The sequence below is a fragment of the Limnobacter sp. G6BE5S genome (assembly GCF_058448965.1).
Genome location: NZ_JBZFLM010000004.1, coordinates 93,035 through 105,766, shown reverse-complemented (window position 1 = coordinate 105,766; position 12,732 = coordinate 93,035). Strand labels below are relative to the sequence as shown.

The window sequence follows — 12,732 nt, the reverse complement described above, 5'->3', positions numbered from 1 at the left end:
TTCTAATGCACTACGATTGTGATGTGTACCTGCTCCGAAGCCGCAATCAAGGAAATTTCGACAAGGTACCTTGTCGAATCCCTTCCAGTATGGACATCTCACGTTCTTGAATCAGTTGGAAAAAAAGGGTTGGCTTCTCAAGAGAGGCAAACGCATCCAGGCCCTGGCTTAAAAAATTGTGGAAATCCTCTAAATTGGCCTTTTGCGCTGCACCACGCGTCATCTTCATCAAAGGTCTCAAAAAAGGCAGACGCATCAATTTGCGCAAGGATTCGCCCACTTCCCGAACCAGCAGAATTTGCCGCTCGCGCAATTCAAACTGCCCTTGTTCCCGAAAGGCGTTTATGTACAGCATTTCTTTAAGTGAATTATCAGAAAAAAACTCTTTATTACTGATAAATAAGGTTATTTCATCATCCAGAAATTCCGCCAAATAGTCCATGTAAATCACTTTTCGCACGGTATCGACTGCGCCTGCGGGCAATAATTTTTCCAGTTTGGGCAACACTCTTTCCACCTGGTGGTCTCGCATGCTGACATCATGTGTGCAGTAGAGCTGATCGAGGAAAAAACGGCACGCAGCACGCATGCCATCATCTGCAAGTAAATCCTTATATGTTCCCTCTAATCGACTGTTTTGAAATACTTTTATTTCTTTCTTTAAATTCAGAAATTCAACTGATCGCCCCTGTCCTTGTCGAAGGGCAGTGATGGCTTTCTGTAATTCCAAGGGAGAACTGTGAATATCGATCATGGCCATTGAATTGCAATTGCGTCATAAAGCTCCATGCTGTTTGCTGCATAGCAGCACAAATCAGACATGGAAAATAGTCAAAATTTATGTTTACATCCGTTAATGTTAAACCGGAGAGTGAGACAACAATGAATGCCCCATCCAAAGCACACGGCCAAGAATTGACAGCAGCAGAACTAAAAGCAACTTTGGAGTCGTTAAAGCAAGCTTACCGCATCAATCCCTACCCGGAATGGAACCAGCGCAAAGCCTGGCTGATGGCGTTAAGCGACATGATTTATGACAACAAGCTTCGAATTGCAGACGCCATTTCTGAAGACTTTGGCTATCGATCGAAAAACGACACGCTTCTGGCCGAGGTATTTCCCTCACTTGAAGGTATTCGCCATGCGATCAAGCACGGCAAAAGCTGGATGAAACCACGCAATCAAGGCGCCAGCATTTGGTTCAAGCCTGCGAGCACTTGCCTGATGCCCCAACCGCTCGGCGTTGTGGGCGTGATCGTGCCCTGGAATTACCCCCTGTTTTTGTCAATCGGTCCCATGATTGCCGCACTGGCTGCAGGCAACCGTGTATTTATCAAAATGAGTGAGTACACCCCACGCTTTAGCGCTTTGCTCGATGAGTTGTTGGCCAAAGCACTGGGTCGAGAAGTTGTGCAAGTCATCAACGGTGGTCCAGAGGTGGCAGCGGAGTTTTCTCACCTTCCTTTCGATCACCTGCTGTTCACCGGTTCAACGCCTGTGGGTAAAATGGTGATGAAAGCCGCCAGTGAAAACCTGGTGCCCGTTACCCTGGAGTTGGGCGGTAAAAGCCCTGTGATTATTACTGCGCCCACCGCAGCCAATCCTGGCCGCTTTGACAATGCGATTGCCCGTACCTTGTCTGGCAAGTCAATCAATGCCGGGCAAACCTGTATTGCACCCGACTACTTGATGGTTCCGGAAGGTTGTGAAGAACAGCTGATCCAACACGCCAAAGCAATTATTGACCGTCGCTTCCCGGACGGCATTCTGTCCAAAGACTTCACTGGCATTATTTCTGACCGCCACGCCACACGCCTGCAACGCCTGATTGACGAAGCTGAGGAACAAGGTGCGCGCGTAGTGTCACTCATGAAAACTGCCGACAGCCCTGGCCGCAAAATCCCGATGACTCTGGTGTTCAATGCCAAGCCCGATTCCATGCTGATGCAAGAAGAAATTTTTGGTCCGGTGTTGCCAGTGATCACATACAAACGCCTGGATGAAGCGATTGATTACATCAACGACCGCCCTCGTCCACTGGCCTTGTATTTGTTTGACGACGAATCAAAAACCCAAGACATGGTCATGAAACAAACCATTGCCGGTGGCGTGTGCCTGAACGAAACACTGTTCCACATTGCGCAGGAAAACCTGCCATTTGGTGGCGTGGGCGACTCGGGCATGGGTCACTACCATGGCAAATTTGGTTTTGACACCATGACCAAACTGAAACCTATTTTCAAACAAAGCCGTTTCCACGTCATGGAAATGTTGTCTCCCCCGTATGACAACAAAATGTTCGCCTTCATGACCAAACTGCTGACCCGCAAGGTATAAACCGCCACCCCATGAACAGACGTAAATTTTTCAAGCTTAGTGCCGCCGGCCTTTTAATGGCAGGCGGCTTGGGCTGGTTGGGCAAGCACTTTGCCCAGGTTGAAATTGTGGCGGGCCAATCGGTAGTACAGCCGCAGCACCTGCCCATGCTAAGGGCAATTGCAACAGGCTTGCTCGACTCCGCCTTACCGGCTACCGGCCGCGCTGAAGCAATTGAAACGGCAGTGAACACATTTGTGAACGCCAGCAAAATGTTGGCAGCCAGCGCACAGGCTGAACTGGGCCAATTACTGAACATTCTCGAAAACCCAGTGGGAAGAAGACTGATTGCAGATTTGGACAACAGCTGGGAAGATGCCACGCCAGCGCAAGTGCAAGCGTTTCTGTTCGCTTTTCGGGACCATCCAATTCCGGCACTGCAGCCTGGCTATCACGCGCTACACGACCTGATGATGGCTGGCTGGTACGGCCTTCCTGAGCAATGGGCTGACATGGGCTATCCTGGCCCTCCATTCAAGCTTTCCTGACACGTATTACCACCCTGAAGACCAATGACTGAACAAGAAATCAAGCCCATGAGCACATTGGTGCCAGACCTTTTCACAGCCGGCATTGCCAGTGGCTGGAATGCCTACGAAGCCCACAGCCGTGAAATGCCCAAACAAATGACTGCCGACGTGGTGATCATTGGCACGGGCGCGGGTGGTGGCATTACTGCTGAAATATGCGCCAAGGCTGGCTTGAAGGTTCTGCTGATCGAAGAAGGGCCACTTAAAACCTCGAAAGATTTCAAGATGCTGGAATCTGAGGCCTACCCCACGTTGTACCAAGAAAGTGCTGCTCGCAAAACTGCTGACAAGGCAATCAATATTTTGCAAGGCCGCGCGGTGGGCGGGTCTACTACAGTGAACTGGACCTCCAGCTTCAGAACCCCAGCTGACACACTCGCATTTTGGCAAAACCAGTTCGCCTTGAAGGACATGACCGTAGAGGCCATGGCACCTTGGTTTGAACAGGCTGAACGCCGTTTGAACATTGCTGACTGGTTGGTGCCACCCAATGAGAACAACGATATTTTGCGCCGAGGCGCTGAAGCAAAAGGCATTTCATGGGGCGCGATACGCCGCAACGTGAAAGACTGCTGGAACCTGGGCTACTGCGGCATGGGCTGCCCCACCAACGCCAAACAGTCCATGCTCGTGTCCACCATTCCGACCGCCCTGCAGCATGGTGCCGAACTGGTGGCTTCGCTTCGTGCACACTCATTCAAAATCGCGCAAGGCCGTATTCGCACACTGCGTTGTCAGGTCATGAACGCAGACGGCGTCTTGCCTTCTGGCAAGGAAGTTGAAGTCTCAGCCAAGCATTTTGTGCTGGCCGGTGGGTCCATCAATAGCCCTGCTGTGCTGTTGCGCTCGAATGCGAGCGACCCTTATGACCGCCTGGGCGAGCGTACCTTTTTGCACCCCGTTGTGATTTCCGCCGCCATGATGGAGCAGGAAGTGCGCGCCGACGCCGGTGCCCCCCAAACCATCTACAGCGACCACTACCTGCACACCGACCCGATCGACGGGCCTGTGGGCTTCAAGCTGGAAGCACCGCCCCTGCACCCGGTTATTTTTGCTTCGACTCTGCCTGGCTTTGCAAAAAAGCATGCAGACATCATGAAGAATTTCTCGAAAACGCACATGCAACTGGCCTTGCTGCGCGATGGTTTCAATTCAGGCAGCGTGGGTGGACAGGTGCGTTTGAACGGCGATGGCAGCCCTGTGCTGGACTACAAATTAACCCCCGCAATTTGGGATGCTGCGCGCCGTGCATTGATAGCCATGGCCGAATTGCAACACGCTGCAGGTGCGAAATCTACCCTGCCCGTGCATGAATTCGCCACACCGGCCAACAACATTGACGATGCATTGAAACAAATCAATCAACTCGACATGAAGCCCCTTAGCATGAAGGTGGTTTCAGCACACGTGATGGGCGGCTGCGCCATGGCTGGCGAAGAAAAACTTGGGGTTACCCGGCCGGATGGCCGTCACTGGCAAATCGAAAACCTGTCCATTCACGACGGCTCGCTGTTCCCCACCAGCATCGGCGCAAACCCGCAGTTGTCCATCTATGGCCTCACCAATAAACTCAGCCAGCAACTGGTGGCCGAGTTGACTGGCCAAGCAGCCACGGCGCTGGCTTAAGTACCATGGTTCGCTACCTGAACAGGCTGTACTGGATTGGCTACATTTCAGTCATGTTCAGCCTTTACTGGGCACTTCACCATTGGCTCGGTATTCGGGCCGACAACGCTGCAGTGGCCGCCATGGTCCTGGTAGTCGGCGTATTGTTTGCCGCACATGTGGGCTTTAACATCTCGGGCTTCGCCCTTTCTTACAGCGTGCGTCAAATTCCGCAAGTCCGCGACAAGGGGCTTCACTTTCACAGCACCGAAGGTGAAGGCTTTCATCGGCTAAGCCTTGCCCGTTGGATTAAAGCAGTGCTGGCTGAAAGTATTGGCTCATTGAAACTAATCACACTGCTTCAGCCTTGGGCACCCAACCCCGACGGCATTCAACTGGCAGGCAAAAACTGGCGCAAGAAAAAACCTTTGCCCGTATTGCTTGTACATGGTTATCTGTGTAACTCCGCAGTGTGGGCTGGCACGCGTGCCCTGCTTGAACGCGCCGACGTAAGCACCCACGCCATTACGCTTGAGCCTGCAATCGGGTCCATTCGCAGTTATTCCGACGCCATCCATGAGGCGATTGATGAATTATTGGTGGCGACAGGCGCCCCCCAAGTCAAAATAATTGCACACAGCATGGGCGGAGTCGCTGTGCGCTACCACGCCACCGAGTACGGGCACCATCGCATTGCCGGCATGATTACAATTGGCAGTCCGCATTACGGCACAGCCTTGTCTACCTTCGGTATTGGCAAGAATGTGAAGCAAATGGCCTGGGGAAGTTTTTTCTTGAATACGCTGCGGGAACACCCGACAGACCGAGAACTTCAGAACAAGATCTGGTCGCTGTGGAGCCCACAAGACAACATGGTGTGTCCACCGGTTTCCAGCAAACTAGAGTTTGGAAAAAACATCGCTGTGCCCGGATGCGGGCACGTGGCTTTGGTGACAGATTCCACCACGGAAGACCTGATTCTCAACTGGCTTGCAGAAGATGCTCAGGCCTATCCGTTGGCAGAAAACAGGGCTTAGAAGTGGATACCTTGCATCAGGGTTGAGAAGGCAACCTGCTCTGCAGATGGCCCACCACCCTTCTTGCCCTTCGCCGCAGATTCCGAATCCGGGAACATGCGGAACGAGGTATTCATCAAAATTTGCGCAGGCTTCGGTATCAGCGCATGCATTACCTGACCCAACACACCCAGGCGCGTTGCAATTCGAACCGGCTTGTGAATGACCGCTTGCGCAATCAAATCAGCTGCCTGCTCAGGACTCAGCGTGGGCACATTGTTGTACAGCTTGGTGGGCGCGATCATGGGTGTGCGCACCAGCGGCATGTTGATGGTGGTGAAAGTAATGTTCAAATCCGCAAATTCAGAAGCTGCACAACGCGTCCATGCATCCAGCGCCCCTTTGGAAGCCACATAGGCAGAGAAGCGAGGCGCGTTGGTCAACACACCAATTGAAGAAATATTCACCACATGGCCTTTGCGCTTTTCCATCATTTTTGGCAACAAACCGTAGGTAACACGCAAGGCACCAAAGTAATTCAGCTGCATGGTTCGCTCTAGGTCATGGAAACGGTCAAAGCTGTTTTCAATACCCCGGCGAATTGAACGACCCGCGTTGTTCACCAACACATCGACATGGCCGAAATCAGACAGCAATTGCGCAACGAATCGGTCGCAATCCTGCATGTCCGCAATGTCGACAGAATAAGTGTGCAGCGTGTTGCCTTCTGATTTGATCAAGGCCTTGGCCTCAGCCAGCTTTTCTTCATCGCGGCCACAAATAATGGTAATTGCACCCGCTGCCGCAAATTTTTGCGCAGCCGCCAAACCAATACCGGATGAACCACCAGTAATAAGCACCACCTTGTCTTTCACCTGGCCTGTCAGGCTGCGGTCGATGAACAAATCGGGATCCAGGTGACGTTCCCAGTAATCCCAAATGGCCCAAGCGTAGTCTTCAAGACGCGGGCACTCAATGCCACTGCCGTCCAGTGCAGCCAAAGTTTGGCGACAGTCGTATCGGGTTGGCCAGTTAATGTAACCAAACACCTCTTCGGGCAGGGCCAAATCTTTCAGCAAGGCATTGCGAATTCGGCGCACTGGGGTCAGGCTCATCAGCCCCTTTTTCACTGCACCAGGTACAAAACCGAACATGGCCGCATTAATGCGCATTTCCATTTTCGGTGCATGTGCAGCACGCGCAAAAATGTTCAGTACATCGCCAATTCGATTGGGGCTGGGGTCAACAAGGTGGAATGCCTTACCGTCCAGATCAGGCTGGTGCGCAATGTGATCCATGGCATTGACCACAAAATCCACAGGCACAATATTGATTCGACCGCCTTCGATGCCGATCGTAGGCACCCAGGAAGGCAGTAGCTTGCGCATTTTCTGGATCAACTTGAACAGGTAATAGGGCCCGTCAATTTTGTCCATCTCGCCAGTTTTCGAATCGCCCACCACAAAGCCCGGCCGGTACACACGCCATGCGCCTTTTACTTTCTTGCGCACAATTTCTTCTGAATCGTGTTTGGTGCTGAAATAAGGGTGATCCAGGTTCTCGGCCTCTTCGAACATGTCCTCACGGAACACGCCTTCGTACAAGCCAGCAGCCGCAATCGAGGAAGTCAGCTGAAAGCAGCCGGCTCCAATTGCATTGGCCAAATCCACCGCGTTTTCGGTGCCTTTGATATTGGTTTCTTGCTGGCTTTCGGCATCCGCAGCCAAATCATAAATGGCAGCCAGGTGAAAAAAGTGGGCAATATTCTTGTTTAGCTCTTTGATTTCAGTGGCTTTCAAACCCAACTTTGGTTTGGTCAAGTCACCAACCACAGGCACGCACTGCCCTTTCTTGGCACCCCAATACTTTTGGAGTTCGGGCACTTTGTCCAGACTCGATTCGCGAATCAAAAAGTAAATGGTGCCTTTGCGCTTTTGCTCAACCAAGCGTTTCACCAATCGTTTACCGATGAAGCCCGTGGCTCCGGTCACAAAATAATTCATGTATGTCTTCTCCGCGCGGGGTTTTTTATGGAAGATACGTCTCAGGAAGGCTTACTATAACTGCCCGCCCGAAATTCTCAAACTCCATGCGGGCTGTGCGGGTGTTTTGTCAGCACCCTGCTTACGGGAAAACACGAGGTAGGGTTTAGTGTGCCTTCTCTAGTGTGGCCTCGATAAACTACTACAATAATCAAAAAAGGCAGCGACCCGCGACGGGTCACTTTGCCATCACAAGGAGAGACAACATGGCCGGTAAGAAAAAGCCCATCAAAGGTGCAGTCGATAGCGCACAACAATTGTGGACCGCAGGTGTGGGCGCCATTACCAAAGCGCAAGAAGAAAGCAACCGTGTTTTGGAAAACCTGGTCAAGGAAGGCCATGATATTCAGGAGCGAACCGTGAAATTTGCAGATCAAAAAGTAGTTGAAGTCACAGGCAAGGTCAGCAAGCTGGCAGGCTCAGTATCCAGCAAAGCCACCCAGCACTGGGACAAGCTTGAACAAGTATTCGAGGAACGCGTAGCCCGCGCCTTGGGTCGCTTGGGTGTTCCAACCAACAAAGACGTTCAACAATTGTCTGAACGCATTGATCAATTGTCTGCTGCCATTGCTGAATTGACAGGCAAAAAAGCAGAAACCAAAGCAGGCACTGCAAAGCGCACCAGCACCACGCGTGCCAAAAAATCTGCTGAGTAATTGAATCAATTGTTGACCGGGCCAACGACGGCCTAGTCAACAAACGCTTTGGGCTGGAGCACACAACCCGCATGAACAATCACGAATCTGGCCCGAAAATCGGGCTGGCCTTGGCAGGTGGCGGCCCCTTGGGCGCCATTTATGAAATTGGTGCACTGGTCGCGCTTTCAGAGGCCATCGATGGACTCGATCTGAACGACATGAGTGTCTATGTGGGTGTATCTGCTGGCGGAATTGTTGCCACCGGGTTGGCGCACGATCTGACTCCACACCAAATCTACAAGCTGTTCATTGAAGGCGAACCCGAAGAGTTTGCCTTTGATCCGTCGATTTTGTTGCGGCCGGCCTGGAAAGAGTACTGGATGCGCCTTCGAAAGGTACCCAGCCTTCTGGGCACTGCCATTTCAGACTATTTTCTGCGCGATGACGCCACTTGGGTCAGCTGCATTGAACGCTTGGGTGCAGCAATACCCACTGGCTTGTTCAATGGCGACGAATTGCACGAATGGATGGCGGACCTGATCGCCAAAGGCGGTGGTACCAACGATTTCCGCAGTTTGCGCAACCGGCTTATTTTGGTGGCGACCGATCTGGATTCAGGCGACTCCATCCCCTTCGGAATGCCCGGGTTTGATGACGTTCCCATATCAAAAGCTGTGCAAGCCTCTGCATCCCTGCCCGGCTTGTTTCCGCCCACGCGCATTGCCAATCGGCACTATGTAGATGGGGCGTTGAAAAAAACCCTGCATGCCTCCACAGCCTTAAAAGAAGGTGTGGAGTTACTGATTTGCCTGAACCCCTTAGTACCGTACGATGACCGGTTAAACCCCAAAAACCATCGACGCAGGGCCAAGGGCAAAGCATTTCAGCCCGGATCGCGTTTATACGAAGGCGGATTGCCGCTGGTGCTCTCGCAAACGTTTAGATCAATTATTCATTCACGCATGGACATTGGCATGGAGCGCTACGCGCACCTTTATCCCAATGCTGACATTGTGCTGTTTGAACCCCAACATGGCGATGGCGAATTTTTCTTCACCAACCCTTTCAGCTACGCAAGCCGCCGACGTTTGTGTGAGCATGCCTACCAACGCACGCGCGAAGAATTGTGGGCACGCCGTTACGATTTGGCCGAGAAGTTTTCGCGACATGGTCTTGAACTGAATCTGGAAGTTCTGAAAGATCCCACCATGCAGCTGGCCAACAAAACCAGCAAAAGACCAGCACGTACTGGATCCATGGTGTCCAAATTTGATCAACTTGAAGACTCGCTCAACGAGCTTGATCGTTACATACGTATTGCAAAAACAAGAAATGCTGCGTGAAGAACGCCATTACTCACAAGTAACAAGGGCAGTGAGGCCCCAAATACTTGATAAAACAACGTAGACTAATAGTATTCAAAATACCAATAACAGACTTGCTGCATGAAGTCTTAAGCTTGATCAGGACTTTGGCCAGACAGGAGACGACCAGAACATGGAACGCAAGCCTCCAAGAAGAACAAGAGAACGAATTCTTGATTTATCGCTTCGGCTATTCAATGAATTCGGGGAGCCCAATATTACAACTACCGTGATCGCTGATGAAATGAACATCAGCCCCGGTAATTTGTATTATCACTTCCGAAACAAAGACGACATCGTCAACAGTATTTTTGCCAGTTTCGAGAAAGAAATTGATGGTCTGCTCGACGTACCCGGCAACCGCCAAGCCAATATCGAAGATGCCTGGCTTTACCTTCAGGTGTCATTTGAGCTGATTTGGCGCTATCGATTCCTGTACCGCGACTTGAACGATCTGCTGTCGCGCAACCGCACACTCGAAATCCATTTCAAACGCATTCTGAAACACAAAGTTGATGTGGCACGCCGCTTGTGTCAAGGCTTGGTGGAATCGGGTGACATGATGGCATCCCAGCCACAAATCAATGCCTTGGCCACCAACATGGTGGTTGTGGCCACTTACTGGCTGTCATTCGAATACGTCAGGGACCCGCGCCACTTCAACGATGAAGCCACCATGAGTGCTGCGCTGGCCAACGGTGTGTATCAGGTCATGTGCCTGCTCGCACCCTATTTACAAGGCAATGCCAAAGAACTGTTCGAAAGCCTTGCCCAATCTTTTATTACTGAAGAAAACACATAACAAGACTTAGGAGAACTTATGAGCGACTTGAAAGCCCGTTTCGAAAAGGCAGTGGCCGAATCAAAATCACTGCCGTCACGCCCCGACAACCAGACCCTGTTGAAGATTTATGCTTTGTTCAAGCAATCAACTGAAGGTGACAACACCGGAAAACGCCCAGGGTTCACCGACATTGTTGGCCGCGCAAAGTTTGACGCGTGGAAGGGCCTGGAAGGCACCAGCAACGATCAAGCCATGCAGAATTACATTGATCTGATTGAGTCGCTGAAATAAATCAAGGCACTGAATTCATAAAAAAAACCGGCCAATGGCCGGTTTTTTTATGGCTGCTTGAAAAAATCAGGCAGCTGCCTGGAGTCGACAGGCACGGCGTCTAGCTTGGCCGCCACATGCACACACACGGTCCGGCAAAGCTCCACCACTGTCGGCTCCTTTACCTGGTATAGCACCAAGGTGCCTTCTTTGCGGCGCTGTAACACGCCTGCACGGTACATCAAGTTCAAATGACGAGAAATATTCGACTGGGTTGAATCAACCTCTTCCACGATGTCGTTTACTGATTTTTCCCCGTTGCACAGGGCGTGGATAATTTTCAAACGCGTGGGTTCAGACAACACAGCAAAGTAGCCTGACACTTGTTCCAGCAGGGAATCCAGTTCACTCATAGCATGACCGATGTATTTTTTATGTTGAAATGATTGTACCCCCGTTTTCACACGGGGGTGGCGGGTCAGTGATTGGCCAACAAAAGCCCTGCATGTTCGCGCATGGGATGAAACTCAATGGTTTCCCAACGCTTTTGCATCACATCAAGATCAAATCTCGATGTCGCCAAAAAAGCGTGTGTGTCGGCAGCATCGGTCACAATGCGACCCACATTGGCATCCATAAACCGGCGCAAGTCATTGGCGTTTTTGCTGGTTACCCAACGTGCGCAACTGTAACGGCTTGGCGCCAGGCGAACTTCCACACCATACTCACCTTTCAAACGGGCTTGAACCACTTCAAACTGCAACTGCCCGATTGCACCCAACAACATTTCCGACCCCAACAGGGGCTTGAACACCTGAATGGCGCCCTCCTGCCCCAGTTCCATTAAACCTTTCTGTAGCTGCTTGCTTCGCATGGGGTCTTTCAATTCGACGGATGCGAACAGCTCCGGTGCAAAAAACGGCAAACCCGTGAATTGCAAACCTTCGCCTTCACTCAAAGAATCGCCCAATTGCAAACCACCGTGGGTGGTCAAACCGATGATGTCGCCCGCATAAGCTTCATCAACCCGATCGCGGCGCTGAGAAAGAAAGGTCACCACACTGGTGGGACGGAAATCCTTGCCTGTGCGCAACACCTTGAATTTCATGCCATGCTCAAAACGCCCTGACAGCACGCGAACAAAAGCAATGCGATCCCGGTGGGAAGGGTCCATATTGGCTTGAATCTTGAACACCACGCCGCTGAATTTGTTCTCGGTAGGCGCCACTTCACGCTCAATCGCTTTGCGCGGGCCGGGGTGTGGCGCAACGTCCACCAAGGCGTCCAGCACTTCCTGAACACCAAAATTGTTCACCGCAGAACCAAAAAACATGGGCGTTTGCTTACCGGCAAGAAACGTTTTTTCATCAAAACTGGGGGCAGCGCCCGTAACCAGTTCAATTTCCTGCTCGGCCTGTTTGAACTCGTTGCCAAAGCGACTTCTGAGTAACTCGCGATTGTTGCCATCGACCACTTCGTCGTCTTCCCGACGGCGATCTGCACCAGGCGTAAATACCCGCATGTGGTTTTTGCGAATGTCGAAAATACCGTGAAACAACTTGCCCTGCCCCACAGGCCAGGCAAAAGGCACGCAAGGAATACCCAGCGTGCTTTCGATCTCGTCCATCAGCTCAAGGGGGTCACGCACCTCGCGGTCCATTTTATTGACGAATGTAATAATTGGCGTGTTACGCGCACGGCACACCTCGATCAAACGCAAGGTTTGCGGCTCTACACCGTTGGCGGCGTCAATTACCATCAAGGCCGCGTCTACGGCAGTCAACACCCGATAAGTGTCTTCAGAAAAATCCTGGTGGCCCGGGGTATCGAGCAAATTAATCACTTGGTCGCGGTATTCCATCTGCATCACCGAACTGGCCACAGAAATACCACGCTGCTTTTCAATTTCCATCCAGTCCGACGTCGCATGGCGACTCGCCTTGCGAGCCTTAACGCTTCCAGCGATTTGAATGGCGCCCGCGAACAGCAAGAGCTTCTCGGTCAGGGTGGTTTTACCGGCATCGGGGTGGGAAATAATTGCAAACGTTCGGCGACGCTTGACTTCAGATTCAATCGACACAGCAGCCCTTTGGCTCAAAAGCGGTGA

General features: G+C 51.7%; 12 protein-coding genes. 8 read left to right on the top strand and 4 right to left on the bottom strand.

All coding sequences use genetic code 11. The features are described 5' to 3' along the window. Window positions 1-46: 46 nt before the first annotated feature. Complete coding sequence (locus ACVL1J_RS08440) at window positions 47-760, bottom strand: DUF8198 family protein (protein WP_159570979.1); 714 nt, start codon at window positions 758-760, stop codon at window positions 47-49. 122 nt (window positions 761-882) lie between these two features. On the opposite strand from ACVL1J_RS08440, the gene ACVL1J_RS08435 reads away from it, so the two are divergent. From ACVL1J_RS08435 to ACVL1J_RS08420, 4 genes are read left to right on the top strand one after another with little or no spacing between them, the layout of a single operon-like run. Then, on the top strand, window positions 883-2,337 hold the full coding sequence (locus tag ACVL1J_RS08435; RefSeq protein ID WP_159570984.1) for a coniferyl aldehyde dehydrogenase: 1,455 nt from the start codon (window positions 883-885) through the stop codon (window positions 2,335-2,337). Between the two features lie 11 nt (window positions 2,338-2,348). Further along, entirely contained in the window at window positions 2,349-2,864 is a 516-nt protein-coding gene (locus tag ACVL1J_RS08430) for a hypothetical protein (protein WP_159570987.1), read from the top strand. Window positions 2,865-2,888: 24 nt separating this feature from the next. Then, window positions 2,889-4,532, top strand: a complete 1,644-nt coding sequence (locus ACVL1J_RS08425) for a GMC family oxidoreductase (protein WP_159570989.1) — start codon at window positions 2,889-2,891, stop codon at window positions 4,530-4,532. A gap of 5 nt (window positions 4,533-4,537) precedes the next feature. Continuing rightward, window positions 4,538-5,548, top strand: coding sequence for an alpha/beta hydrolase (locus tag ACVL1J_RS08420; protein WP_491665277.1), 1,011 nt, complete (start codon window positions 4,538-4,540; stop codon window positions 5,546-5,548). Here ACVL1J_RS08420 and ACVL1J_RS08415 read toward each other — a convergent pair. Next, window positions 5,545-7,530, bottom strand: a complete 1,986-nt coding sequence (locus ACVL1J_RS08415) for an SDR family oxidoreductase (RefSeq protein ID WP_159570993.1) — start codon at window positions 7,528-7,530, stop codon at window positions 5,545-5,547. The genes ACVL1J_RS08420 and ACVL1J_RS08415 overlap by 4 nt on opposite strands. Before the next feature lie 245 nt (window positions 7,531-7,775). Here ACVL1J_RS08415 and ACVL1J_RS08410 point away from each other — a divergent pair, with 245 nt between their 5' ends. From ACVL1J_RS08410 to ACVL1J_RS08395, 4 genes are all read left to right on the top strand, one after another. Continuing rightward, window positions 7,776-8,225, top strand: a complete 450-nt coding sequence (locus tag ACVL1J_RS08410) for a phasin family protein (RefSeq protein ID WP_159570995.1) — start codon at window positions 7,776-7,778, stop codon at window positions 8,223-8,225. A 71-nt stretch (window positions 8,226-8,296) separates the two neighbouring features. Beyond that, window positions 8,297-9,550 carry a patatin family protein gene (locus ACVL1J_RS08405; RefSeq protein ID WP_159570998.1) on the top strand — a complete coding sequence of 418 codons (1,254 nt, stop codon included), beginning with the start codon at window positions 8,297-8,299 and terminating at the stop codon, window positions 9,548-9,550. A 154-nt stretch (window positions 9,551-9,704) separates the two neighbouring features. Next, the gene (locus ACVL1J_RS08400) at window positions 9,705-10,373 is read left to right on the top strand and encodes a TetR/AcrR family transcriptional regulator (RefSeq protein WP_138518378.1); all 669 of its coding nucleotides are present in this window, start codon (window positions 9,705-9,707) and stop codon (window positions 10,371-10,373) included. A gap of 18 nt (window positions 10,374-10,391) precedes the next feature. After that, the gene (locus ACVL1J_RS08395) at window positions 10,392-10,646 is read left to right on the top strand and encodes an acyl-CoA-binding protein (RefSeq protein WP_159571001.1); all 255 of its coding nucleotides are present in this window, start codon (window positions 10,392-10,394) and stop codon (window positions 10,644-10,646) included. 47 nt (window positions 10,647-10,693) lie between these two features. On the opposite strand, the gene ACVL1J_RS08390 is transcribed toward ACVL1J_RS08395, so the two are convergent. Both ACVL1J_RS08390 and ACVL1J_RS08385 read right to left on the bottom strand, forming a co-directional pair. Further along, entirely contained in the window at window positions 10,694-11,038 is a 345-nt protein-coding gene (locus ACVL1J_RS08390; protein ID WP_159571004.1) for an ArsR/SmtB family transcription factor, read from the bottom strand. A 65-nt stretch (window positions 11,039-11,103) separates the two neighbouring features. Further along, entirely contained in the window at window positions 11,104-12,705 is a 1,602-nt protein-coding gene (locus tag ACVL1J_RS08385) for a peptide chain release factor 3 (protein ID WP_159571007.1), read from the bottom strand. Window positions 12,706-12,732 lie beyond the last annotated feature (27 nt).